Raw genomic sequence first — 22,259 nt, 5'->3', positions numbered from 1 at the left:
ACTTATGTCCCAAGAGCTGACCACCGAACAGATTCAACAATCGCTGCAAGGCATCAGTGTGCCGGCGCAACCGCAGATCATGGTGGATCTGCAAATGGAGCAGTACATGCCCGACCCGGACCTGGAGGTGATCGCCAAGCTGATCGCTCAGGATCCTGGCCTGTCCGGCTCGTTGCTGAAAATCGTCAACTCGCCGTATTACGGTCTGAGCAACAAGATCACCTCGATTCAACGCGCGGTGAATCTGTTGGGCAGCCGCTCGATCATCAACCTGATCAACGCGCAGTCGATCAAAGGCGAGATGAACGACGACACCATCGTTACGCTCAACCGTTTCTGGGACACCGCCCAGGACGTGGCGATGACGTGCCTGACGCTGGCCAAGCGTATCGGCACTCAGGCCGGCGATGAGGCGTATGCCTTGGGTCTGTTCCACGATTGCGGCGTGCCGTTGATGCTGCAGCGCTTCCCCAACTACATGACGGTTCTGGAAAAGGCTTACGCCAATGCCAGTGCCGAATGTCGGGTCGTCGACACCGAAAACAGCGAGTTCAACACCAACCACGCCGTGGTCGGTTATTACACCGCCAAGTCGTGGCGCCTGCCGGAGCATGTCAGCGCGGCCATCGCCAATCACCACAATGCCCTGGCGATCTTCAGCGATGAGTCGTCGCGCAACAGTCAGCTGAAAAACCTGCTGGCGATCCTGAAGATGGCCGAGCATATTTGCGCGTCGTATCGCGTACTGGGCAACCAGACCGAAGACTTCGAATGGAACGCCGTCGGCCCGCTGGTACTCGATTACGTAGGGCTGTCGGATTACGACTTCGAAACCCTCAAACAAACGATCCGCGACCTCGGCGCGCATTGATTCGAGGACGCCATGCCTGAACTGCCGGAAGTCGAAACCACCCGTCGCGGGATTGCCCCGCACCTGGAAGGCCAGCGCGTCAGCCGGGTGATCGTGCGTGATCGGCGCCTGCGCTGGCCGATTCCCGAAGACCTCGATGTGCGCCTGTCGGGGCAGCGCATCGTGTTGGTCGAGCGTCGCGCCAAGTACCTGTTGATCAACGCCGAGGTCGGTACGTTGATCAGTCATCTGGGCATGTCGGGTAATTTGCGTCTGGTTGAGGTCGGGCTGCCGGCGCTCAAGCACGAACACGTCGATATCGAACTGGAGTCGGGGCTGGCGCTGCGCTACACCGATCCGCGACGGTTCGGCGCGATGTTGTGGAGCAACGATCCGCTCAATCATGAATTGCTGATCCGTCTCGGCCCGGAGCCACTGACCGATCTGTTCGATGGTGAGCGTTTGTTTCAGCTGTCACGCGGGCGCTCGATGGCGGTCAAGCCGTTCATCATGGACAACGCGGTGGTGGTCGGGGTCGGCAATATCTATGCGACCGAAGCGCTGTTCGCTGCCGGGATCGACCCGCGCCGCGAGGCCGGGGGGATTTCCCGAGGGCGGTATCTGAAGCTGGCGATCGAGATCAAACGCATTCTGGCCGCTGCCATTGAGCGTGGTGGCACCACGTTGCGTGATTTTATTGGGGGTGACGGTCAGCCGGGCTATTTCCAGCAGGAGCTGTTTGTCTACGGCCGTGGCGGTGAACACTGCAAGGTCTGTGGCACCGGCTTGCGTGAAGTGAAGCTGGGCCAGCGTGCCAGTGTGTTCTGCCCGCGCTGTCAGAGCTGAGGCAAAAAGCTGAAAAAGTCCTACGGTCTATAGTGAGTTGTCTCACTGTTCAGCCCGAAGGATCGTGCCATGAAGTCCTTGCAAGTCCTCTTTGTTGCGCTGCTGTGTTCCAGTCTGGCTGTTCAGGCCGCGGAAAATGGCAGCGGCGATCCGCGTTACACCATCCAGAATCCCCCGGCCTACGCCATGCTTGGCGATTTGCTGATTGCCCGACCTTTATTGGTGGTGGCGACAGTGATCGGTGCGGGCGCGTTTGTCGTATCGCTACCGTTTACCGCACTGGGTGGCGGGATCGGCGATGCGGGGCAGGCGTTGGTGGTGGATCCGGCGAAAGCCGCTTTTGTGCGGTGCCTGGGGTGTATCGGGGAGGGGTTTGAGCAGCGCGAGTGAGCTGATCAGGGTTTTGCTGTGTGGCTGACAGCCCTTTCGCGAGCAGGCTCGCTCCCACATGGAATACTTTTCAAATGTGGGAGCGAGCCTGCTCGCGAAGAGGCCCGAGAGATCGCTATAAAACTGTCGAATCAGGCCTTGCCAGTGATCTTGCGGTACTTCTCCATCAACTGTTCTTCAGTCTCCGGATGCGCTTCGTCCAGCGGAATGCAATCCACCGGGCAAACCTGTTGGCACTGCGGTTCATCGTAGTGGCCGACGCACTGGGTGCACAGGTTCGGGTCGATCACGTAGATCTCTTCGCCTTGGGAAATGGCGGCGTTCGGGCACTCGGGTTCGCAGACGTCGCAGTTGATGCAATCGTCGGTGATGATCAGGGACATGCTAACTCCAGCCGGGGCGGCAGGCCCGGGCGCAATAAATCAATGCGCGCAATTGTGCCGCATTGGCGCGCGCAGTGCACGCTGCTGCGATCAAGGGCTGTAATCAACAGCCAGGATCGCAGCCCGAGCCTTCGGCAGCGCCTACTTTTTGAAGCGCAGGGTCAGCGCGTCAGCCACGGCCGGGTGGACGAACTTGCTGATATCGCCGCCCAACGCGGCAATTTCCCGCACCAGCGTCGACGAAATGAACGAATAACGCTCGGACGGCGTGAGAAACAGGCTCTCCACATCCGGGGCCAACTGGCGATTCATGTTGGCCAGCTGAAATTCGTATTCGAAGTCCGACACCGCGCGCAGACCACGCAGGAACACATTGGCGTTCTGCTCTTTGGCGAAATGTGCCAGCAGTGTCGAGAAACCGACCACTTCCACATTAGGCAGGTGTTTGGTGACCTCGCGAGCCAGTTCGACCCGTTGTTCCAGCGGGAACAGCGGGTTTTTCTTCGGGCTGGCAGCGACCGCAATAATCACGTGATCGAACAGGCGCGAGGCGCGTTCGACCAGATCGCCATGGCCCTTGGTAATAGGGTCGAAGGTACCTGGGTACAACACTCGGTTCATCGCGTCGTCCTGGCGGGAGTCCGTTGGGGAGTCGGATGGTATCGCAGCCGTCCCGGTCGGCCAAGTCGCCTGTTGGGTAAGAAAGCACTATAGACGAGGCGATTAATCGGTTTTTTCACGGGTTTCTCAGCCGATCGGCGAGGGAAGTCGCCAGTTGCGCAGTGAGGCCATACACCGACAGCTGCGGGTTGGCGCCGATGCTGGTGGGGAACAGTGAGCCGTCATGGATCGACAGATTAGCCAGTTGATGATGCCGTCCGAGACTGTCGGTGACGGCGCTTTTCGGGTCTTCGCCCATCGCGCAACCGCCCATGACGTGAGCGCTGCCCAGCCGAGTGCGGTACAGCTCAAGGCTCAAACCGTCGATCAGCGTGCGCGCTTCGGCCAAAGTTTTTACGTAACGGGCGTCGGCGTGCATCGGCATCACCGATTTTGCGCCGCCGGCAAACTGGATTTCGGCCATGACGTGAAAGGCCCGGCGCAGGCCTTCCCAGGCGTAGGGTGAAACCTGATAGTCGAGCACCGGCGAGCCATCGCCACGCAATTCGACGGAGCCACCCGTGCTGTCCGGGTGAAAACCATCACGCAGCAAGGCCAGCATGGCGTGGGTGTGTGGCAGGTCAGCCATGTGTTGCGCGCTTTCTGCGCCAAAGCCGCCGAGCAGGGTGGCCGCCAGTGCCGGATGCAGCGGCGGCACTTCGAGTTTGAAGGCCATCGGCCCGCTGGTGCCGTCCTTCCATTGGAAATGGTCGGAGTAGATCGACTGCGGCGCCCCGTAAAACGGGTTGATGACTTCGTCGAAGCGCGCGGCGGACATGTTCACCGGGTGCAGGAAGGTGCGTTTCCCGAGGTTTTTATGCGGATCCGGCGCGTCCGAACGCAGCAGCAGCGCCGGGCTATTGATGCCACCGCCGGCAAGCACGTAATGCCGCGCCTTGACGCTGATCTTGCGCCCGGTCGGTTCGACGCAGCGTTCATCCATCGCCACGCATTGCAGGCCGGTGACCTTGTCGCCGCTGATCAGCAGCTTCTCCGCGCGGGCCAGATAAAGCAGCTCGCCACCCTTTTCCAGCGTCGCCGGAATGGTCGTGACCATCATCGATTGCTTGGCGTTGGTCGGGCAGCCCATGCCGCAGTAACCAAGGTTCCAGCAGCCGCGTACGTTGCGCGGGATCACGTGCCAGCTGTAGCCGAGTTGCTCACAGCCTTTGCGGATCACGTCGTTGTTGGCATTGGGCGGGACCATCCACGGCGCGACGCCGAGGCGCTGTTCCATTTTCTCGAACCACGGCGCCATCTCGGCGTGGCTGTGGCCTTTGACGTTGTGTTCCTTGGCCCAGTGTTCGAGGGTCGGCTCCGGGGTGCGAAAACTCGAGGTCCAGTTGATCAGCGTGGTGCCGCCAACCGCGCGGCCCTGGAGGATGGTGATCGCGCCGTCCTTGCTCATGCGGCCGATGCCTTCCTGATAGAGGCTGCTGTAGGCCTGGTCTTCGAGCATTTTGAAATCTGAACTGGTTTTCAGCGGGCCTTCTTCGATCAGCAGGACTTTGTAGCCTGCAGCGCTGAGGATTTCCGCCGTGGTGCCGCCACCGGCGCCGCTGCCGATGATTGCCACGTCGGCCTCAAGGGTGAGGTCGTCGCTCAGCTGTGCGCCGTTGTAGGTTTTCCAGCCTCGGGCGAGGCCTTCGCGGAACGGGTCGGGTACGGGCATCGATCAGGTTCTCTTGTTTTTGTTGTTCTGGCGGGCCTCATCGCGAGCAGGCTCACTCCTACATTTGGAATGCGAACCCCTGTAGGAGTGAGCCTGCTCGCGATAGGTGCGACTCGGTCTCAGACCGAAGGCGGGCCGGGATAACCGCAATGCGCCCACGATTCTGCGCGGGTATACCAGGCCATCATCACCATCTGCTGCAACGAGCTATGCCCCATGCGCAGCAGGCTTAACGAGCTGTTCTCCCAACGATCAAGAAAATGCCGCATCGCTTCGGGACTGGCATTTTCCCAACTGCCCCAGATCCCGGTGAGTGGCCCGCGCGTCACCGCCATACCGAGGACGTCGAACAGTTGCCGGGTGAGCTTGAGCATTTCTGGCGACAGGTGATCGAGGCTGTAGTCCAGCGACTTGAGCGTGCCTTCAACGGCGTCCGGCAGCTTCTCGGCCGCCACGGCGCCGTCGAGCATCACCGGAATCAGTGCGCGCAGAAACAGCAGATCGCCGTCGCGCAGCGAGACAAAACCGTTGGCCGCGACGCTCGACGAGCACCCAGTGAGGCTGGCGCCGAGTCCGGCGGTGGCGAGGAACGCCGTGGCGCCGAGGCTGAATTTCAGCAGGCCACGGCGGGACAGTGCAGGTGTTTCGGTCAGGCTTGGGTGCATTATTTTTATTACCCGGCGGTGACGAAGGTTTAGCGAATGAACAGCTTCTGGATCAGTTTCTGAATCGATTTGCCGTAGGGCGGATAAATCAGTCTGGCCGCGTTGAAGCGCTGTTTAATCAACACGCCTTTGGCTTTGCTGAAGGTCAGGAAGCCTTCGTGACCGTGGTAGTGGCCCATGCCGGAAGCGCCGATGCCGCCGAATGGCATGTCGTCCTGAGCCACATGCAGCAGCGTGTCGTTCAGGCACACACCGCCGGAATGGGTTTCGTGCAGCACGCGGTTCTGTTCGCGTTTGTCGTAGCCAAAGTAGTAAAGAGCCAGAGGACGTGGCCGCTGATTGATGTAAGCAAATGCCTGCTCCAGATCCTGATACGGCACGATCGGCAGCAGCGGACCGAAGATTTCGTCCTGCATCACCGTCATCTCATCGCTGACATTCAGCAGCACGCTGTGCGGCATGCGCCGGCCCTGGCCCTGCTCGAACAGCGGAATCAACAGCGCACCCTTGCTGGTCGCGTCGCTGACGTAGCCGTTGAGCCGTGCCAATTGGCGTTCGTTGATGATCGCGGTGTAGTCCGGATTGTCGGTGAGTGTCGGATAAAAACCCTGTACGGCCTGGCGATAGGCTTCGACAAAGCCGCCGACCCGATCTTCCGGCACCAGCACGTAATCCGGGGCAACGCAGGTCTGACCGGCGTTGAGGGTTTTACCGAAGGCAATGCGCTCGGCGGCATCTTTGAGCGGCACATCGCGGGAGACGATGGCCGGCGACTTGCCGCCGAGTTCCAGTGTGACCGGGGTCAGGCTTTCGGCGGCGGCGCGCATCACGTGTTTGCCGATGCTGGTGGCGCCGGTGAACAGCAAGTGATCGAAGCGCAGACGGGAGAACGCTACGCCGATGTCGGCTTCACCGAGCACCACGCAGACCAGATCTTCGGGGAAGATCCGCGCCAGCAATTCCTTGAGCAATAGCCCGGTGGCCGGGGTCGATTCGCTGAGTTTGAGCATCACCCGGTTGCCCGCCGCCAAGGCGCCAACCAGCGGGCCGACCGCCAGATACAACGGGTAATTCCACGGCACGATGACGCCGACTACGCCCAGAGGCTGGTACACCACTTTCGCCGAAGCGGGCTGGAACGCCATGCCGACCTTGCGTCGCGAAGCTTTCATCCAGCCTTTGAGATGGCGGCTGGCGTAATGAATGCCGTGCAGGCTTGGCATCAACTCTGCGAGCAGGGTTTCATCGGCGCTGCGGTGGCTGAAATCGGAGCTGATCGCCTCGATCAACGCCTGACGCTCGCTACTGAGCAAATCACTCAGCGCTTTGAGCCATTGCTGGCGTTGAGCGGCGGGCGGCATCGGATTGGCGGCATACGCGGCCCGCTGCGCCGCGAACAACCGGTCCAGCTCGGCCAGAGGTTGTTGCAGCGTTTGCAGGTAGGCAATGTCGGCAGTCATGGTCTGCTCCGGATTTATTGTAGTGATGAGCTTTTTAGAGTCTATGCTCTAGAAAGTCAAATGACTTCCTTGCACAGCATTGTTTTATCCATTTCCGGTTAGGTCGTAAGATGCCCCCCAACGCACTCTGAATTAAAGCTCAAGCCATGGCCCCACGAATAAAAACCAGCGAGCGTATCGTGCTGAACAGCCTTGAGCTGTTCAATCAACAGGGCGAGCGCAGCATCAGCACCAATCACATTGCCGCCCACATGGAGATTTCTCCGGGCAACCTGTACTACCACTTCCCCAACAAGCAGGCGATCATCGCCGTGTTGTTCAGTGAGTACGAAAGCCTCGTGGACAGCTTTCTGCGCCCACCGCAGGGGCGTGCGGCGACGGTCGAGGACAAGCGTTTCTATCTCAAGGAATTGCTCTCGGCGATGTGGCGCTACCGCTTTCTGCACCGCGATCTGGAGCATCTGCTCGACAGCGATCCGGAGTTGGCCGCCCGCTATCGGCGCTTCTCCCAACGCTGCGTGATTCAGGGCGCGGCGATCTACGAAGGTTTCGTCGCCGCCGGGATTCTCGATATGGACCGCGTGCAAATCGAATCCCTGACCCTCAATGCCTGGATCATCCTGACCTCGTGGGTGCGTTTCCTGTGCACCACCCGCGAGAATTCCAACCATCTCAGTGAACAAGCCATTAAACGTGGCGTGTACCAGGTGTTGGTGCTGGAAGCCGGGTTTGTCACCGAGCAGGCGCGAGACGAGGTCAATGCGTTGTTCGAGGAGTTCTATGTGCCGCTGGCCCAGGCCCTTGAAGACGTGAAATAAACCGTTCTGTTGAAATCCCTCAGGAGCCTGTTATGCCGATTGCGCAACTGATCAGCCCGCAAACGCTGGATGACCGCAAGGAACAACTGGGGCTGGTGATTCTCGATTGTCGTTTTGCCCTCGAAGACCCGGATTACGGTCAGCGCAGCTATGCCGAAGGGCACATTGCCGGGGCGAGCTTCGCCGATCTTGAACGAGACCTCAGCGGCACATTGGTCAAAGGCGTGACCGGTCGGCATCCGTTGCCCGAGCCGGCAGAGCTGATCGAGCGGCTGCAAGCGTGGGGCATCAACAACGACAGCGATGTGGTTTTGTACGACGACGGCCCCGGTGCCTACGCGGCGCGGGCGTGGTGGTTGCTGGCGTGGCTGGGCAAGCGCGATGGCGTGTTCATTCTCGATGGCGGGCTCAAGGCGTGGCATGCGGCGGGGCTGCCGCTGAGTCTGGATGCGCCGACGGTCAATCGCGGCACCTTCAGTGGTCAACCGGATATGAGCCTGCTGCTCAGCGCCGAAAAATTGCAAAAGCGTCTTGGCCAACCTGCGTTGACCTTGATTGATGCTCGGGCTTTACCGCGATTCAAGGGTGAAGTTGAGCCGATCGATCCGATTGCCGGGCACATTCCCGGCGCGCAATGCGCGGCATTCACCGACAACCTCGGCAGCGATGGGCGCTTCCTGCCGGCGGATCAGCTCAAGCAGCGCTTTGCCGCGAAGCTCGGCGAGCGCTCGCCAGCGGATCTGGTTGCCTATTGCGGGTCTGGCGTGACGGCGTGTCACAACCTGTTTGCGTTGTGCCTGGCGGGTTATCCGTTGGCTGCGTTGTATGCCGGATCGTGGAGCGAGTGGATCAACGAGCCTTCGCGCGGTATCGCCACCGGCGAATAAGATCAAAAGATCGCAGCCTTCGGCAGCTCCTACATTGGAATGCATTTCCCTGTAGGAGCTGCCGAAGGCTGCGATCTTTTAGCTTTCCATCCGGGCGCTACGGTAGGCGGCGGGCCCGACGCCATAAGCCTGCTTGAACTGCCGGCTCAAGTGGCTCTGGTCGGCAAACCCCAATTGTGTGGCGACCTCCACCGGCAGGCAGCCGTGCTGCAGGAGTGCGCGGGCCTGAGCGATGCGTTGCTGCATCAGCCAGCTGTGCGGCGGCATGCCGGTGGCGCGGCGGAACACCCGGGCGAAATGGAACGGCGACAGATTGACCGCCGCCGCCAGTTCTTCCAGTGATGGCGGCGCCGCCAATTGTGCGTGCAGCAGTTCTTTGCCCAATAGCACCGCGCGGTGTTCCTTGCCGGCTCGTCCGGGGACCGGCACAGCCGCATGGCGCTGCAACAGCCGCAACATCATCTCGCGCCACAGCGTTTGCTGTAGCAGCGCGGTGGCCGGGCTTTCCAGCAAACGGTGCAACTGGGCAAAGCCGTTGACCAGATCCGCATCGCGGTACAGCGTGGCGCCGAATGCCGGCAGGTTGGTGGTGGACAGCTCCAGCTCTTCCAGCAGCGAAACGATTTGCGCCGTATCGGGATAGAACGCCCGGTACAGCCAGCCATCCTCGGTGCCCTTGTGCCCGGTGTGCAGTTCGTCCGGATTGATCAACACCAGCGTGCCGCTGCCGGCCAGATGTTCGGCGCCACGATAGCGATAACGCTGGGCGCCGGCCATGATCATGCCGATCACGAAGCCGTCGTGCACATGCGGGGCGAAACGATGCTCGATGTAGCGCGCCGACAACAACTCGACCCCGGCCAGCGGCGCGGTTTGCCAGAAGCGGATCGACTCGCCCTGATCGCTCATGCGGGCACGCGTGCCAGCCACTGCGGGATGCGTCGTTCCAGGTAGTAACCGGGCTGACGAATCGAGCCTTCGACAAAGCCGACATGCCCACCGCGCGCCTGCAATTCGAAAGCGGTCGACGCCGACAGCTCACTGGCCTGCGGCAAACTGTGCGGGAACACGAACGGATCGTCTGCCGCCTGAATGATCAGCGTCGGCGTGCGGATCTCACCGAGGAAGTAACGGCTCGAAGCGCGCCGGTAGTAATCCTCGGCATCATTGAAACCGTGCAACGGCGCGGTCACCCGGCCATCGAAATCCCAAAACGTGCGCATGTTCTCCAGCGAACCGAGGGCCGCCAGCGCGGCGAGTCCGTCTTCGCGACCGTCATGCTGAAACTGCCGTTGCTTGTTCTTGATGTAGGCGACCATCTCGCGCATGAAGTGCGCCTGATAGACCTTGGAAAAACCCTGGCCGATGCGGTCGGCGCATTGGTCGAGGCGAAACGGCACCGACACCGCCACCGCGCCGAGCACACCGCTGGCGCTGCCGGTTTCTCCGAGGTGTTTGAGCAGCACGTTGCCGCCCAACGAATAGCCAACGGCATACAGCGGTGCCAGCGGGCGTTTGGCGCGCAGGTGTCTGATGGTTTCGGCGAGGTCTTCACTGGCGCCGGAGTGGTAACTGCGCGGGAGCAGATTCGGTTCACCGGAACAGCCGCGCCAGTTCAGCGCAACACTGGCCCAACCTTGATCGGCCAGCGCCTTCTGGATGCCGGCGACGTAAGGCGAATTGGAGGAGCCGGTCAGGCCGTGCAGTACCAACACCAGGGGCGCATCGGCGGTGTGCGGGCCGTGCCAGTCGAGATCGAGGAAGTCGCCATCCTCAAGCCACAGGCGTTCGCGCTCACGTTCGATATGTACGGTTTTGCGCCACAGCGGCCCCCACAAGGTTTGCAGGTGCGGATTGCCGAGGCCGAAGGCGGGGAGGAAGCGTTCTGAAGGAGCGGGCACGATGATTCTCGATGCAGCGCGGCGGCCTCGGTCGAGGCGCGCCGCTTGTTCAGGCCGGTCGGTTAACCGGCGATCTCTGCCGTACGTTGCCACAGCGCGTAGTAAACCCGGCCGGATTTCTGCTCGCGGTGCAGGCGCCAGTTGCCCGGCAGGCCCAGCGTCGATGGCGCCGTTTCGCTTTCAGTGTAGATCCACGAGTCGGGCGCCAGCCACTGACGCTCTTCGAGCAAGGTGCAGACGGCAGGCAGCAGGTTCTGGTTGAACGGCGGATCGAGGAACACCAGATCGAACGGTGTCGCGGTCTGGGTTTCCAGATAACGCAGGGCGTCGGCGGTCTGCACCTGACCGTTGGTGCAGCGCAGCGTGCCGAGGTGTTCCTTCAGACTGGAGACAGCGATGTTGCTGGCATCCAGCGCCTGACCCGTGGCCGCGCCACGGGACAGTGCTTCGAGAAACAGTGCGCCGCTGCCGGCGAACGGGTCGAGTACCTTGGCCCCTTCAACGTACGGCGCGAGCCAGTTGAACAGTGTTTCACGCACGCGATCCGGCGTCGGGCGCAGGCCCGGCGCATCGGGGAAGCTCAGCTTGCGGCTGCGCCATTGGCCGCCAATGATGCGCAACTGGTTCACACCGTTGTGGACGTTTTGCGCAGGTTTTTTAGGCGATCGGGTAGCCATTAGTGCTCCGGAACCCCGAGCGGTTGCTCGGCAGGTTTATCAGATGGGGCCGGTAACGGCTTTTGCGGCACGGTCGGGCCAGCGGTGACGATGACCATTTTGTCCGTGCTCAGGTGTTTGTTTAGGGCGTCGCGGACTTGTTCCACGGTCAGGCTTTGCGACTGACGCATGAAGTCATCCAGGTAGCTCAACGGCAGATTATAGAAGCCCATCGCGCCGAGTTGGCCAACGATATCGGCATTGCTCGCGGTCGATAGCGGGAAGCTGCCGGCCAGTTCGCGTTTGGCGTCGTCGAGCTCCTTCTGCGTCGGACCGGTTTTCAGGTAGTCGGCGAGCACGTCCTGCACCAGTTTCAGGGTGCCTTCGCTCATTTCCGCGCGAGTCTGCAGGTTGATCATGAACGGGCCACGCGCTTGCATCGGGCTAAAAGCCGAGTACACGCCGTAGGTCAGGCCGCGCTTTTCGCGCACTTCGCTCATCAGGCGCGTACCGAAGCCGCCACCGCCGAGGATCTGGTTACCCATCGACAGCGCCGCGTAATCCGGGTCGTCACGGTCGATGCCCAGTTGCGCGAGCATCAGGTTGGTCTGCTTTGACGGGAACTCGATGTGGTTGACGCTGGCTTTCGGTTCCTGCGGCTGAGCGATCTTCGCCAGCGCCGGGCCTTTCGGCAGGGCAGAAGAAACCTGATTGGCAATCGCCTCGGCTTCCGCACGCGACAGGTCGCCGACCAGCGCGATCACCACGTTGCCAGCGGCGTAAGCCTTGGCGTGGAACTCACGCAATTGCGCGAGAGTGATCTTCGGCACGCTCTGCGGATTGCCGTCGCTCGAATGCGCGTACGGGTGATCGCCATACAGACGCTTCATCAGCTCAAGGCTTGCGAGTTTGCCGGGGTTCTGTTTCTGGTATTCGAAACCGGCGAGCATCTGGTTCTTGATGCGTGCGAAAGAGTCGGCCGGGAAGGTCGGTTTGCCAACCACTTCCGCGAACAGCTTCAGCGCCGGTTCACGTTTGTCGGCGGCACTCAGACTGCGCAACGAAGCCAGCGCCATGTCCTTGAACGCACCGTTGCCGAAGTCTGCACCGAGGCCTTCAAAGCCTTGAGCGATGGCGCCGACGTCTTTGCCGGCGACACCTTCGTTGAGCATGGCGTTGGTCAGCACTGCCAGACCCGAGGCGCTGCCGTCCTGGCTGCTGCCAGCGGCGAAGATCAGGCGCATGTCGAACATCGGCAACTCATGGGCTTCGACGAACAGCACTTTGGCGCCTGCGGCGGTGCTCCAGGTTTGTACATCAAGCTTGCGGCTGGCCGGGGCTTTGCCGTCGAGTTCGGCCAGCGATTGCAGCTTCTGGCTGGTTTTGGCGTTGTCCAGCGCTTCGCTGGCATTGCTGTCAGCGCCTGGCGACAGGTAGAGCGCGGCAGAGCCGATCACCGCCACGGCAACCAGGCCGAGCAGCAGGCGTGGGGATTTGCGCTTACTCATGAGTCGTCTCCAGTGGCAGGACGTGGGCGACGCTGAGACGTTCGCGGGTGAAATACAGCTTGGCGGCGTTCTGGATATCTTGCGGGGTAACGCTTTCCAGGTCGGCCAGTTCGGTGTCCATCAGTTTCCACGACAGGCCGACGGTTTCCAGTTGGCCGATGGCGGTGGCCTGGCTGGTGATTGAATCACGTTCGAAGACCAGACCGGCGATCACTTGTGCACGCACGCGCTCCAGTTCTTCGGCGGACGGCGCGGTGGTTTTCAGCTGCTCCAGCAACTTCCACAGACCGGCCTCGGCCTGCGCCATGGTCTTTTTCTTCTGGGTGTTCGGCGTTGCCGACAGGGTGAACAGGCTGTCGCCACGGGTGTAGGCGTCGTAGCTCGACGAACCGCCGGAGACCAGCTCTTCGCCGCGTTCCAGTTGCGTCGGGATGCGACCGCTGTAGCCGCCGTCGAGCAACGCGGAGATCAGGCGCAAGGCGTTGACCGAGCGTTTGTCTTCAGCCGTCGCAATGCTTGGCACGTTGAAACCGAGCATCAGGCTAGGCAGTTGCGTTTGCTCGTGCAGGGTGATCTGGCGTTCGCCCGGCTCGGCCAGTTCCAGCGGTTTTTTCGCCGGTGGCACGTCGCGCTTGGCGATCGGGCCGAAATAGCGCTGGGCGAGGGTTTTCACTTCGTCCGGGGTCACGTCGCCGACCACCACCAGTGTGGCGTTGTTCGGCACGTACCAGGATTGGTACCAGTGGCGCAGCTCTTCGACCTTCATGCGGTCGAGGTCGGCCATCCAGCCAATGGTCGGCGTGTGGTAGCCGCTGGCCGGGTAGGCCATGGCCTTGTAGCGCTCGTAGGCCTTGGACATCGGCTTGTCATCGGTGCGCAAGCGGCGCTCTTCCTTGATGACTTCGATTTCCTTGGCGAACTCGTCGGCCGGCAGGCGCAGGTTGGCCATGCGGTCGGCTTCCAGTTCGAAGGCTACGCCCAGACGGTCGCGAGCCAGCACTTGGTAATAGGCGGTGAAGTCGTCACTGGTGAAGGCATTCTCTTCAGCGCCCAGATCACGCAGGATCAACGACGCTTCGCCGGGACCGACTTTCTCGCTGCCCTTGAACATCATGTGCTCAAGCGCGTGGGACAGACCGGTCTGGCCCGGGGTTTCGTAGCTGGAGCCGACCTTGTACCAGACCTGCGACACCACCACCGGCGCGCGATGGTCTTCGCGCACCACGACCTTGAGGCCGTTGTCGAGGGTGAATTCGTGGGTCGGTTGCGGGTCGGCCGCCAGGGCCGAAAGGGGCAGGCAGACTGTGCTGAGCAGCAGGCCTGCAGCGCGGCGGGCTAGAGCATTCATTCGTTTTTTAACCTGTTGGGCTGCCCGCTTGGTCTTAGCCTAGGCGGGCGAGGAGGTGCTAGGATACTGATCCGTTTTACTGGCGGCCACGCCTATCAAGCCACTGATCGGTCGATAGGTTGTATGGGTTCCCGGAAGAAGCTTTGAGTTTGTCAGCTAAACTCTGCGTTTTCGCCGACGATGCCGTTCCAGTCCTTCGTATTAATCGACCTTTGAGGTGCCTGTGGCGCCTCGACAAAATGTTGCGCGTGAACAAGCTGGATGAAACACAGTCTGTTCTGCATCGAATATTTATTTGCCGGGGCGCCCTTATGGCGCGTCGCTACCGTGAGATAGCCGTCCTCCATGTTTGGTTCCAACGACGACAAGAAGACCCCAGCTGCGGCTGGCGAGAAGAAAAGCCTGTTCGGATGGCTGCGTAAGAAACCGCAGGAACCCGTCGTCGAACAGCCGCCCGCGATTCCTGAGCCTGCTCCGGTTATAGAAGAAGAGCCGGCACCGATCGTTCTGCCGATTGCCGAGCCGGTGTTGCAACCGGTCGAGCCAGAACCCGAGCCTGAAGCGCCTGCAGCGGCGGAATTGCCGCTGACCCCGGCGGCTGAGCCATGGCTGACTTTGCCAGTGGCGGAAGAGCCAGTGGCATTGGTTGAAGAGGCTGCGCCGCACATCACCCCAGAGATTCCTGCGCCTGCTGCAATCGTTCCAGAGGTTGCTCTGGCGCCGGTGGTTGAGCCGGTTGTCGAGCCTGCGCCGGTTGTTGTTGAGCCTGTTGCGCCCGTGTTTGTTGCGCCAGTTGTTCAACCGCCCGAGCCTGCACCTGCACCTGCACCTGCACCTGCACCTGCACCTGCACCTGCACCTGCACCTGCACCTGCACCGGTTGTCGCTGCTCCTGTTACTCCAGTTGAAGTGATTGCCGAGGCCCCGGTCGAAGCCCCGCGCACCGAAGAAACCAAAGCCGGCTTCTTCGCCCGCCTCAAGCAAGGCCTGTCGAAAACCAGCGCCAGCATCGGCGAGGGCATGGCCAGCCTGTTCCTCGGCCGCAAAACCATCGACGACGATCTGCTCGATGACCTCGAAACCCGTCTGCTCACTGCCGACGTCGGCGTCGAAGCCACCACGCAGATCATCCAGCGCCTGACCCAGAAGGTCGCCCGCAAAGAGCTGGCCGACGCCGACGCGCTGTACAAATCCCTGCAGGCCGAGCTGGCCGCGATGCTCAAGCCGGTCGAACAACCGCTGAAGATCGTCTCGCAGAACAAGCCGTTCGTGATTCTGGTGGTTGGCGTCAACGGCGCCGGCAAGACCACCACCATCGGCAAACTGGCGAAGAAGCTGCAACTGGAAGGCAAGAAAGTCATGCTCGCCGCCGGTGACACCTTCCGTGCCGCTGCGGTGGAGCAATTGCAGGTCTGGGGCGAACGCAACAAGATCCCGGTGATCGCCCAGCACACCGGTGCCGACTCGGCTTCGGTGATCTTCGACGCCGTGCAGGCTGCCAAGGCCCGCGGCATCGACGTATTGATCGCCGACACCGCCGGTCGTCTGCACACCAAAGACAACCTGATGGAAGAATTGAAGAAGGTTCGCCGGGTGATCGGCAAGCTCGACGCCGACGCACCGCATGAAGTGCTGCTGGTGCTCGACGCCGGTACTGGCCAGAACGCGATCAACCAGGCCAAGCAATTCAACCAGACCGTTGAACTGACTGGCCTGGCGCTGACCAAGCTCGACGGTACCGCGAAGGGCGGGGTGATTTTCGCTCTGGCCAAGCAATTTGGTCTGCCGATTCGCTACATCGGCGTCGGTGAAGGCATCGACGACTTGCGTACCTTTGAAGCCGAACCCTTTGTCCAGGCATTGTTTGCCGAGCGGGAGCGTTCATGATTCGTTTCGAACAGGTCGGTAAACGCTACCCGAACGGTCACGTCGGCTTGCATGAGCTGAGCTTTCGAGTCCGTCGTGGCGAGTTCTTGTTTGTCACCGGCCACTCCGGTGCCGGTAAATCCACCTTGCTGCGCCTGTTGCTGGCGATGGAACGTCCGACCAGCGGCAAACTGCTGCTGGCCGGGCAAGATCTGAGTACCATCAGCAACGCGCAGATTCCGTTCCTGCGTCGGCAGATCGGCGTGGTGTTCCAGAATCACCAGTTGCTGTTCGATCGCACGGTGTTCAACAACGTCGCCTTGCCGCTGCAGATTCTTGGCTTGTCCAAGGCCGAAATCGCCAAGCGTGTCGATTCGGCGCTGGAGCGCGTGGCGCTGTCGGATAAAACCGATCTGTACCCCGGCGACCTGTCCACCGGTCAGCAACAGCGCGTCGGCATTGCCCGCGCCATCGTGCACCGCCCGGCCTTGCTGCTGGCGGACGAACCGACCGGTAACCTCGATCCGCGTCTGGCGGCCGAGATCATGGGTGTCTTCGAAGACATCAACCGTCTGGGCACCAGCGTGCTGATCGCCAGTCACGACCTGGCGCTGATCGCGCGCATGCGTCACCGCATGCTGACCCTGCAACGCGGCCGATTGATCGGCGACGGGGAGGCCGGGGTATGAGTGCAACACGCAGTCCGAAGGTTTCCGAACGCGTGGCCCCGAAAGCCGCCGATCCGCAGCCGCCGAAGAAGAAAAAGCACGACGATGACGATGGCCCGGACTTCGCCACGTTGTTCCGTGCGTGGGTCGAAAGCCATCGCGCCAGCCTGCTCGACAGTCTGCGTCGTTTGGGCAAACAGCCGATCGGTAGCTTCTTCACTTGCATGGTGATGGCGGTGGCATTGAGCCTGCCGATGGGGCTTTCGCTGTTGCTCAACAACGTCGAACGTCTTGGTGGTTCGTGGCAGCGTGCGGCGCAGATATCCTTGTATCTGCAACTCGACGCCAGCCCTGAGCAGGGCGAGTCGTTGCGCGATCAGATCAAAGGCATGCCCGGCGTAGCTGATGCTGAATATGTCGGCCGCGATCAGGCGCTGGAAGAGTTCCAGCAACAGTCCGGACTGGGCGAAGCCCTGCGTGAGCTGCCGGAGAACCCGTTGCCGGGCGTGGTGCTGGTCACGCCGAACGAAGTCGACAAGCCAACGCTGGAAGCATTAAGACAAAAACTTTCCGAGCTGCCCAAGGTACAACAGGCGCAACTTGATCTAGTCTGGGTCGAGCGTCTGGCGGCCATCCTCAAGCTTGGCGATCGTTTTGTCTTCGGTCTGACAGTGCTGCTGGTTTCTGCATTACTTTTGGTGATAGGCAATACCATTCGTCTTCATATTGAAAACCGCCGCACCGAGATAGAAGTGATTAAACTCGTCGGCGGCACTGACAGCTATGTGCGGCGTCCCTTCCTTTATATGGGCGCGCTGTATGGCTTCGGTGCGGGACTGTTGTCCTGGGGTGTATTGGCGTTCGGCCTGAACTGGCTGAACGATGCGGTGGTTGGGCTGGCCGGCTTGTACGGCAGTGATTTCGCGCTGGCCGGAGTGCCAGTTGCCGACGGTCTGTCGCTCTTGCTTGGCGCGGTGCTGTTGGGTTATATCGGTGCATGGATTGCAGTCGCACGCCATCTCAGGGAGCTGGCGCCGAAGTAGAATCTTTTTTGCGCGTGATTGACCTCGCGGTTTTTTTGGGAACTTGCACTTGAATTCCCGGTCAATTTTTCGCAGTGCCGAGAGGCACGAGTATGTAAGTGGGAGGTTTTTTCGTATGACCAATTCTTTGCAACCTGCGTATGCGTTGGTTCCGGGTGCGAACCTGGAAGCTTACGTGCACACCGTCAACAGCATTCCATTGCTGACGCCGGAGCAGGAGCGTGAACTGGCCGAGAGTCTCTACTATGAGCAGGATTTGGGGGCGGCTCGGCAGATGGTGCTCGCCCACCTGCGTTTTGTCGTACACATTGCCCGTAGCTATTCCGGCTACGGTCTGGCTCAGGCTGACCTGATCCAGGAAGGTAACGTCGGCCTGATGAAGGCCGTAAAGCGCTTCAACCCGGAAATGGGTGTGCGTCTGGTGTCGTTCGCCGTGCACTGGATCAAGGCGGAAATTCACGAGTTCATCCTGCGCAACTGGCGCATTGTGAAAGTCGCGACCACCAAGGCCCAGCGCAAGCTGTTCTTCAACCTGCGCAGCCAGAAGAAACGTCTGGCGTGGCTGAACAACGAGGAAGTCCACCGTGTGGCGGAAAGCCTCGGCGTCGAGCCGCGTGAAGTGCGCGAAATGGAAAGTCGCCTGACCGGCCATGACATGGCCTTCGACCCGGCTGCTGAAGCCGACGACGACAGCGCTTTCCAGTCGCCGGCCAACTATCTGGAAGACCACCGGTACGACCCGGCGCGTCAACTGGAAGATGCCGACTGGAGCGACAACTCCAACAGCAACCTGCACGAAGCACTGGAAGTGCTGGACGAACGCAGCCGCGACATCCTCTACCAGCGCTGGCTGGCAGAAGAGAAAGCCACGCTGCACGACCTGGCCCAGAAGTACAACGTGTCGGCCGAGCGGATCCGTCAGCTCGAGAAGAGCGCGATGAACAAGCTCAAGTTGTCGATCGCCGCGTAACCGGCGTCTCGGCAATAAAAAACGCCCCGATCAGCGATGATCGGGGCGTTTTTTTATGCGCATATGTCAGGGCAGCATCAATCCCTGTGGGAGCTGGCTTGCCAGCGATGGCGTCGGGTCAGTCATGTAGATGGTGGCTGAACTACCGCTATCGCGGGCAAGCCCGCTCCCACAGGGATCTTCAGGGTTTGGAAGAATCGTGACTGGCTATCGAGACCAAGGTGCCCGGCGCGAATCGTTGAGGCCCAACAGATAACTATCCCCGCCCAACTGACTCATCTGCTGGCGAATCCACCCGGCCCGACGCGACACATAAGCGGTCGGATGGCTGGCACTCCAGACGCGAGGATTCGGCAGAACAGCCGCCAGATAACTCGCCTGCTGCCGCGACAAGGACTTCGCGCTCACGCCAAAGTGATGCCGAGCCGCCGCTTCCGCGCCAAACACTCCGTCATCCCACTCGACGCTGTTCAGGTACACCTCAAGAATTCGCTGCTTGGGCCAGAACACTTCGATCAATGCAGTAAACCAAGCCTCCAGACCTTTACGCAGATAGCTGCGCCCGGCCCACAGAAACAGGTTCTTCGACACCTGCTGGCTCAAGGTGCTGGCGCCGCGAATCGAGCCACCCAGTTCGTTGTGCGCCAGGGCAGCCTGAATCGCACTGAAGTCAAAACCCCAATGCTCGGGAAATTTCTGATCCTCACCGGCCATGACCGCGACTTTGAGATCGTCGGAGATCTCATCCCAAGGTTTCCAGGTGCGCTGCAGGTCAATCGGCTCGCCATCGACCCAGGATTCGACCTTGCGCTCGACCATCAACGCCGTTCCGGGCGGCGGCACGAAGCGAAACACCAGCACCAGCAAGACGCTGCCACCGGCGAACCAGAGCAGGGCCTTCGTGAGACGACGGAAAATAGTACGCAGCATAGAGATGGCTTGGCCGAACCGGTGGAGCGGGCCATTATACAGACCCTGCCGATCGCGTCTGACTGGAGTTCCCAATGCTGCGTGGCTTTTTAATGCTGGCCGCTTTTTTCGGTTTCACCGGTGTCGCATTGGGCGCATTCGCCGCCCACGGCCTGAAAAACCGCCTGACGCCTGAATATCTGGCGATTTTCCACACCGGCGTCACTTATCAACTGGTGCACACCTTGGCGCTGTTCGGTGTAGCGCTGTTGGCCACGCAAATTCAGGGGCGACTGGTCGCGTGGGCCGGTTTTTCCTTCGCAGCGGGCATCCTGCTGTTCTCCGGCAGCCTCTACGTGCTGACCATGACCGGTATCAGCAAGCTTGGCATCATCACCCCGTTCGGCGGTCTGGCATTTCTGGCCGGATGGGTTTGCCTGGGGCTCGCCGCCTGGCGCCTGCAACCAACCGCTTGACGCTTGGTGCTGACCTTTAGGTCATGATCGGGCTAGAATGCCAGCCCCTAAAAATGATGGCGGCGTTGCGCATGCGCATTCAGTTGAACGGTGAATCCCTTGAACTGCCCGACGGCGAGACCGTTGCGGCCCTGATCACGCGTCTGGAACTGACCGGACGTCGAGTGGCAGTCGAACTCAATCTGGATATCGTTCCGCGCAGCCAGCATGCCGACACCACGCTCAACGACGGCGACAACGTTGAAGTGGTGCACGCCATCGGCGGCGGCTGATCGCCCGGCCCGCGAGGGCACAGAATTCTGCAAGACCCTCACTCCTAAAGAGGATTCCCCATGAGCATCGTTCGTAGCGACAAGCCTTTTGTGCTGGCCGGTCGTACTTACCAGTCGCGTTTGCTGGTCGGTACCGGCAAGTACCGTGACATGGAAGAAACCCGTCAGGCCATCGAAGCCTCGGGTGCCGAGATCGTCACCTTCGCCGTGCGCCGCACCAACCTGGGCCAGATCGAAGGCGAGCCGAACCTGCTCGATGTGCTGTCGCCGGAGCGCTACACCTTCCTGCCAAACACCGCCGGTTGCTACGACGCCATCGAAGCCGTGCGCACCTGCCGCCTGGCCCGTGAGCTGCTCGATGGCCACAACCTGGTGAAGCTGGAAGTACTGGCCGACCAGAAAACCCTGTTCCCTAACGTGATCGAAACCCTCAAGGCCGCGGAAACGCTGGTCAAGGAAGGTTTCGACGTGATGGTTTACACCAGCGATGACCCGATCATTGCCCGTCAACTGGCAGAAATCGGCTGCATCGCGGTCATGCCGCTGGCCGGTCTGATCGGTTCCGGTCTGGGGATCTGCAACCCGTACAACCTGCAGATCATCCTCGAAGAAGCCAAGATTCCTGTGTTGGTCGATGCCGGTGTCGGCACTGCGTCCGACGCGACCATCGCCATGGAACTGGGTTGCGACGCGGTGCTGATGAACTCGGCGATCGCCCACGCCCAGCAGCCGGTGATGATGGCTGAAGCCATGAAACACGCCATCGTTGCAGGCCGTCTGGCCTACCTCGCTGGCCGTATGCCGAAAAAACTCTATGCCAGCGCCTCTTCGCCGCTGGATGGTCTGATCAAGTAAGAGCCATTGATGACTGAATCGAACGACACGCCTATCCAGACGGAAGAAGGCGACGAGCGCCAACACCGCCGCATCAAGAGTTTCGTGATGCGCGCCGGGCGCATGACCGAAGGCCAGCAACGCGGTCTGGATCAGGGCGCGCCGCTGTACGTGCTGCCGCTGGCGGACGCGCCGGTGGATTACGATCAGATTTTCGGCCGTTCAGCGCCGCGCTCGCTTGAGATCGGTTTCGGCATGGGCCACTCGCTGCTGGAAATGGCCGCGGCGGCGCCGGATCAGGACTTTATCGGCGTGGAAGTTCACCGTCCGGGGGTTGGCGCGCTGCTCAATGGCGTGCTGACTCAGGGCCTGACCAACCTGCGGGTCTACGATTGCGACGCGATCGAAGTGCTCAATCGCTGCATCGCTGACAACAGCCTCGATCGCCTGATGCTGTTTTTCCCGGATCCGTGGCACAAGAGCCGTCACCACAAGCGCCGTATCGTTCAGGCATCGTTCGCTGAACTGGTGCGCAGCAAGTTGAAGGTTGGCGGCATTCTGCACATGGCCACCGACTGGGAACCGTACGCCGAATACATGCTGGAAGTGATGAACGTCGCCCCGGGCTACCGCAACCTCGCCGAAGACGGCAAGTGCGTGCCACGCCCGACCGAACGCCCGATCACCAAGTTCGAACGCCGCGGCGAACGTCTTGGCCATGGCGTGTGGGACCTGAAGTTCGAAAAACAGTCCTAAGTATCACGCGATACCCCTGTAGGATCAGGAGATCGCAGCGTGCCGCAGCTCCTACAGTCGTTTTGGGTGTACTGAAAGATCAGCGGCGGTCGGCGACTACGCCGATGAGGACAAGGACTACCAGCAGGACTGGCGCCAGGCTGTAGTTGTTGAACTGGCTCAGGCCTTTGATTACCCACGGCGTGGCGTAGATCAATGCCGCGCCGCTGCCGATCACGCAGAGCAACGCCATCAATGGCACGCGCAAGGCACCGGCGATGCTGCCCAGGCGTTGCTCGACCCAGCCTTTGAAGTCGGCGCCGAACAGCACCAGCAGGCAGCCGACCAGCGCCAGGGCGATTTCCGAGAGGTTGCTGCGGCTCCAGCGGGAGACGGTGGCGAGCAGGTCGAGTATCAAATCCATGCGTTTTCCCTTAGCACT

Annotated in this window: 26 protein-coding genes; 13 read left to right on the top strand and 13 right to left on the bottom strand. The window is 61.0% G+C overall.

The window, feature by feature from the left end; genetic code table 11:
- The first annotated feature begins 58 nt into the window (after positions 1-58).
- From M5G26_RS19510 to M5G26_RS19500, 3 genes are all read left to right on the top strand, one after another.
- Positions 59-871 (top strand): HDOD domain-containing protein, encoded by an 813-nt coding sequence (locus tag M5G26_RS19510; RefSeq protein WP_191625172.1) that lies wholly within the window; start codon positions 59-61, stop codon positions 869-871.
- A gap of 12 nt (positions 872-883) precedes the next feature.
- A complete protein-coding gene (gene mutM, locus M5G26_RS19505; RefSeq protein WP_007913582.1) occupies positions 884-1,696 on the top strand; it encodes a bifunctional DNA-formamidopyrimidine glycosylase/DNA-(apurinic or apyrimidinic site) lyase in 813 nt (270 codons plus the stop codon).
- A gap of 69 nt (positions 1,697-1,765) precedes the next feature.
- The gene (locus M5G26_RS19500) at positions 1,766-2,086 is read left to right on the top strand and encodes a multidrug transporter (RefSeq protein ID WP_134176059.1); all 321 of its coding nucleotides are present in this window, start codon (positions 1,766-1,768) and stop codon (positions 2,084-2,086) included.
- 131 nt (positions 2,087-2,217) lie between these two features.
- Here M5G26_RS19500 and M5G26_RS19495 read toward each other — a convergent pair whose 3' ends face one another.
- From M5G26_RS19495 to M5G26_RS19475, 5 genes are all read right to left on the bottom strand, one after another.
- Positions 2,218-2,469, bottom strand: coding sequence for a YfhL family 4Fe-4S dicluster ferredoxin (locus M5G26_RS19495; protein ID WP_003195146.1), 252 nt, complete (start codon positions 2,467-2,469; stop codon positions 2,218-2,220).
- A gap of 141 nt (positions 2,470-2,610) precedes the next feature.
- Entirely contained in the window at positions 2,611-3,090 is a 480-nt protein-coding gene (gene coaD / locus M5G26_RS19490) for a pantetheine-phosphate adenylyltransferase (RefSeq protein WP_003229157.1), read from the bottom strand.
- A 115-nt stretch (positions 3,091-3,205) separates the two neighbouring features.
- Positions 3,206-4,801, bottom strand: coding sequence for a GMC family oxidoreductase (locus M5G26_RS19485; protein WP_273916253.1), 1,596 nt, complete (start codon positions 4,799-4,801; stop codon positions 3,206-3,208).
- Between the two features lie 119 nt (positions 4,802-4,920).
- On the bottom strand, positions 4,921-5,466 hold the full coding sequence (locus tag M5G26_RS19480) for a twin-arginine translocation pathway signal protein (RefSeq protein ID WP_150693726.1): 546 nt from the start codon (positions 5,464-5,466) through the stop codon (positions 4,921-4,923).
- A gap of 29 nt (positions 5,467-5,495) precedes the next feature.
- On the bottom strand, positions 5,496-6,944 hold the full coding sequence (locus tag M5G26_RS19475; RefSeq protein ID WP_273916330.1) for a coniferyl aldehyde dehydrogenase: 1,449 nt from the start codon (positions 6,942-6,944) through the stop codon (positions 5,496-5,498).
- A gap of 128 nt (positions 6,945-7,072) precedes the next feature.
- On the opposite strand from M5G26_RS19475, the gene M5G26_RS19470 reads away from it, so the two are divergent.
- Both M5G26_RS19470 and M5G26_RS19465 read left to right on the top strand, forming a co-directional pair.
- Positions 7,073-7,744: a TetR/AcrR family transcriptional regulator gene (locus M5G26_RS19470; protein ID WP_007913599.1), complete on the top strand. Its 672-nt coding sequence runs from the start codon at positions 7,073-7,075 to the stop codon at positions 7,742-7,744.
- A 32-nt stretch (positions 7,745-7,776) separates the two neighbouring features.
- Positions 7,777-8,631, top strand: coding sequence for a sulfurtransferase (locus tag M5G26_RS19465; RefSeq protein WP_273916252.1), 855 nt, complete (start codon positions 7,777-7,779; stop codon positions 8,629-8,631).
- A gap of 78 nt (positions 8,632-8,709) precedes the next feature.
- On the opposite strand, the gene M5G26_RS19460 is transcribed toward M5G26_RS19465, so the two are convergent.
- The 6 genes from M5G26_RS19460 to M5G26_RS19435 form a co-directional block, all read right to left on the bottom strand.
- Positions 8,710-9,540, bottom strand: a complete 831-nt coding sequence (locus tag M5G26_RS19460; protein WP_273916251.1) for an AraC family transcriptional regulator — start codon at positions 9,538-9,540, stop codon at positions 8,710-8,712.
- The gene (locus tag M5G26_RS19455) at positions 9,537-10,532 is read right to left on the bottom strand and encodes a hydrolase (protein ID WP_273916250.1); all 996 of its coding nucleotides are present in this window, start codon (positions 10,530-10,532) and stop codon (positions 9,537-9,539) included. The genes M5G26_RS19460 and M5G26_RS19455 overlap by 4 nt, the downstream gene beginning before the upstream one ends.
- Positions 10,533-10,594: 62 nt before the next feature.
- Positions 10,595-11,209 (bottom strand): 16S rRNA (guanine(966)-N(2))-methyltransferase RsmD, encoded by a 615-nt coding sequence (gene rsmD, locus M5G26_RS19450; protein WP_150693731.1) that lies wholly within the window; start codon positions 11,207-11,209, stop codon positions 10,595-10,597.
- On the bottom strand, positions 11,209-12,696 hold the full coding sequence (locus M5G26_RS19445; RefSeq protein ID WP_273916249.1) for a M16 family metallopeptidase: 1,488 nt from the start codon (positions 12,694-12,696) through the stop codon (positions 11,209-11,211). Before M5G26_RS19445 ends, rsmD begins: the two co-directional genes overlap by 1 nt.
- A complete protein-coding gene (locus M5G26_RS19440) occupies positions 12,689-14,044 on the bottom strand; it encodes a M16 family metallopeptidase (protein ID WP_273916248.1) in 1,356 nt (451 codons plus the stop codon). Before M5G26_RS19440 ends, M5G26_RS19445 begins: the two co-directional genes overlap by 8 nt.
- Positions 14,045-14,196: 152 nt before the next feature.
- Positions 14,197-14,391 (bottom strand): hypothetical protein, encoded by a 195-nt coding sequence (locus M5G26_RS19435; RefSeq protein WP_025112092.1) that lies wholly within the window; start codon positions 14,389-14,391, stop codon positions 14,197-14,199.
- Here M5G26_RS19435 and ftsY point away from each other — a divergent pair.
- The 4 genes from ftsY (at position 14,390) to rpoH (ending at position 18,591) form a co-directional block, all read left to right on the top strand.
- Entirely contained in the window at positions 14,390-15,931 is a 1,542-nt protein-coding gene (ftsY, locus tag M5G26_RS19430; protein ID WP_273916247.1) for a signal recognition particle-docking protein FtsY, read from the top strand. The two genes, M5G26_RS19435 and ftsY, sit on opposite strands and share 2 nt — an antisense overlap.
- A complete protein-coding gene (ftsE, locus tag M5G26_RS19425) occupies positions 15,928-16,599 on the top strand; it encodes a cell division ATP-binding protein FtsE (RefSeq protein WP_003229148.1) in 672 nt (223 codons plus the stop codon). The genes ftsY and ftsE overlap by 4 nt, the downstream gene beginning before the upstream one ends.
- The gene (gene ftsX / locus M5G26_RS19420) at positions 16,596-17,621 is read left to right on the top strand and encodes a permease-like cell division protein FtsX (protein ID WP_273916246.1); all 1,026 of its coding nucleotides are present in this window, start codon (positions 16,596-16,598) and stop codon (positions 17,619-17,621) included. The genes ftsE and ftsX overlap by 4 nt, the downstream gene beginning before the upstream one ends.
- 115 nt (positions 17,622-17,736) lie before the next feature.
- The gene (rpoH, locus tag M5G26_RS19415; RefSeq protein WP_007913617.1) at positions 17,737-18,591 is read left to right on the top strand and encodes an RNA polymerase sigma factor RpoH; all 855 of its coding nucleotides are present in this window, start codon (positions 17,737-17,739) and stop codon (positions 18,589-18,591) included.
- Positions 18,592-18,798: 207 nt separating this feature from the next.
- On the opposite strand, the gene mtgA is transcribed toward rpoH, so the two are convergent.
- On the bottom strand, positions 18,799-19,521 hold the full coding sequence (mtgA, locus tag M5G26_RS19410) for a monofunctional biosynthetic peptidoglycan transglycosylase (RefSeq protein ID WP_007913618.1): 723 nt from the start codon (positions 19,519-19,521) through the stop codon (positions 18,799-18,801).
- A gap of 74 nt (positions 19,522-19,595) precedes the next feature.
- Between mtgA and M5G26_RS19405 the strand changes: the two genes are divergently transcribed.
- From M5G26_RS19405 to trmB, 4 genes are all read left to right on the top strand, one after another.
- A complete protein-coding gene (locus M5G26_RS19405) occupies positions 19,596-19,976 on the top strand; it encodes a DUF423 domain-containing protein (protein ID WP_273916245.1) in 381 nt (126 codons plus the stop codon).
- Positions 19,977-20,047: 71 nt separating this feature from the next.
- A complete protein-coding gene (gene thiS, locus M5G26_RS19400) occupies positions 20,048-20,248 on the top strand; it encodes a sulfur carrier protein ThiS (RefSeq protein ID WP_122604433.1) in 201 nt (66 codons plus the stop codon).
- Between the two features lie 60 nt (positions 20,249-20,308).
- A complete protein-coding gene (locus tag M5G26_RS19395; protein ID WP_007913621.1) occupies positions 20,309-21,103 on the top strand; it encodes a thiazole synthase in 795 nt (264 codons plus the stop codon).
- A 9-nt stretch (positions 21,104-21,112) separates the two neighbouring features.
- Positions 21,113-21,838: a tRNA (guanosine(46)-N7)-methyltransferase TrmB gene (gene trmB / locus M5G26_RS19390; RefSeq protein ID WP_273916244.1), complete on the top strand. Its 726-nt coding sequence runs from the start codon at positions 21,113-21,115 to the stop codon at positions 21,836-21,838.
- A gap of 79 nt (positions 21,839-21,917) precedes the next feature.
- Here the strand turns inward: trmB and M5G26_RS19385 are convergent, their stop codons facing one another.
- Entirely contained in the window at positions 21,918-22,241 is a 324-nt protein-coding gene (locus M5G26_RS19385; RefSeq protein ID WP_007913629.1) for a DUF3392 domain-containing protein, read from the bottom strand.
- Positions 22,242-22,259 lie beyond the last annotated feature (18 nt).

It is taken from the genome of Pseudomonas sp. TNT2022 ID642, assembly GCF_028656995.1.
Lineage (GTDB): Bacteria > Pseudomonadota > Gammaproteobacteria > Pseudomonadales > Pseudomonadaceae > Aquipseudomonas.
Note: the sequence above shows the minus strand (reverse complement) of the source record. Positions and strands in the feature narration are given on the sequence as shown.

What these genes read in the sequence shown, in the direction of transcription:
- M5G26_RS19500 (WP_134176059.1), top strand. Translation starts at nt 1,766, where the DNA reads ATGAAGTCCTTGCAAGTCCTCTTTGTTGCGCTGCTGTGTTCCAGTCTG.
- ftsE (WP_003229148.1), top strand. Translation starts at nt 15,928, where the DNA reads ATGATTCGTTTCGAACAGGTCGGTAAACGCTACCCGAACGGTCACGTC.
- M5G26_RS19470 (WP_007913599.1), top strand. Translation starts at nt 7,073, where the DNA reads ATGGCCCCACGAATAAAAACCAGCGAGCGTATCGTGCTGAACAGCCTT.
- thiS (WP_122604433.1), top strand. Translation starts at nt 20,048, where the DNA reads ATGCGCATTCAGTTGAACGGTGAATCCCTTGAACTGCCCGACGGCGAG.
- ftsX (WP_273916246.1), top strand. Translation starts at nt 16,596, where the DNA reads ATGAGTGCAACACGCAGTCCGAAGGTTTCCGAACGCGTGGCCCCGAAA.
- M5G26_RS19480 (WP_150693726.1), bottom strand. Translation starts at nt 5,466, where the DNA reads ATGCACCCAAGCCTGACCGAAACACCTGCACTGTCCCGCCGTGGCCTG.
- M5G26_RS19395 (WP_007913621.1), top strand. Translation starts at nt 20,309, where the DNA reads ATGAGCATCGTTCGTAGCGACAAGCCTTTTGTGCTGGCCGGTCGTACT.
- M5G26_RS19460 (WP_273916251.1), bottom strand. Translation starts at nt 9,540, where the DNA reads ATGAGCGATCAGGGCGAGTCGATCCGCTTCTGGCAAACCGCGCCGCTG.
- M5G26_RS19495 (WP_003195146.1), bottom strand. Translation starts at nt 2,469, where the DNA reads ATGTCCCTGATCATCACCGACGATTGCATCAACTGCGACGTCTGCGAA.
- rsmD (WP_150693731.1), bottom strand. Translation starts at nt 11,209, where the DNA reads ATGGCTACCCGATCGCCTAAAAAACCTGCGCAAAACGTCCACAACGGT.
- M5G26_RS19485 (WP_273916253.1), bottom strand. Translation starts at nt 4,801, where the DNA reads ATGCCCGTACCCGACCCGTTCCGCGAAGGCCTCGCCCGAGGCTGGAAA.
- rpoH (WP_007913617.1), top strand. Translation starts at nt 17,737, where the DNA reads ATGACCAATTCTTTGCAACCTGCGTATGCGTTGGTTCCGGGTGCGAAC.
- M5G26_RS19465 (WP_273916252.1), top strand. Translation starts at nt 7,777, where the DNA reads ATGCCGATTGCGCAACTGATCAGCCCGCAAACGCTGGATGACCGCAAG.
- trmB (WP_273916244.1), top strand. Translation starts at nt 21,113, where the DNA reads ATGACTGAATCGAACGACACGCCTATCCAGACGGAAGAAGGCGACGAG.
- M5G26_RS19405 (WP_273916245.1), top strand. Translation starts at nt 19,596, where the DNA reads ATGCTGCGTGGCTTTTTAATGCTGGCCGCTTTTTTCGGTTTCACCGGT.
- M5G26_RS19445 (WP_273916249.1), bottom strand. Translation starts at nt 12,696, where the DNA reads ATGAGTAAGCGCAAATCCCCACGCCTGCTGCTCGGCCTGGTTGCCGTG.
- mutM (WP_007913582.1), top strand. Translation starts at nt 884, where the DNA reads ATGCCTGAACTGCCGGAAGTCGAAACCACCCGTCGCGGGATTGCCCCG.
- mtgA (WP_007913618.1), bottom strand. Translation starts at nt 19,521, where the DNA reads ATGCTGCGTACTATTTTCCGTCGTCTCACGAAGGCCCTGCTCTGGTTC.
- M5G26_RS19435 (WP_025112092.1), bottom strand. Translation starts at nt 14,391, where the DNA reads ATGGAGGACGGCTATCTCACGGTAGCGACGCGCCATAAGGGCGCCCCG.
- coaD (WP_003229157.1), bottom strand. Translation starts at nt 3,090, where the DNA reads ATGAACCGAGTGTTGTACCCAGGTACCTTCGACCCTATTACCAAGGGC.
- ftsY (WP_273916247.1), top strand. Translation starts at nt 14,390, where the DNA reads ATGTTTGGTTCCAACGACGACAAGAAGACCCCAGCTGCGGCTGGCGAG.
- M5G26_RS19385 (WP_007913629.1), bottom strand. Translation starts at nt 22,241, where the DNA reads ATGGATTTGATACTCGACCTGCTCGCCACCGTCTCCCGCTGGAGCCGC.
- M5G26_RS19440 (WP_273916248.1), bottom strand. Translation starts at nt 14,044, where the DNA reads ATGAATGCTCTAGCCCGCCGCGCTGCAGGCCTGCTGCTCAGCACAGTC.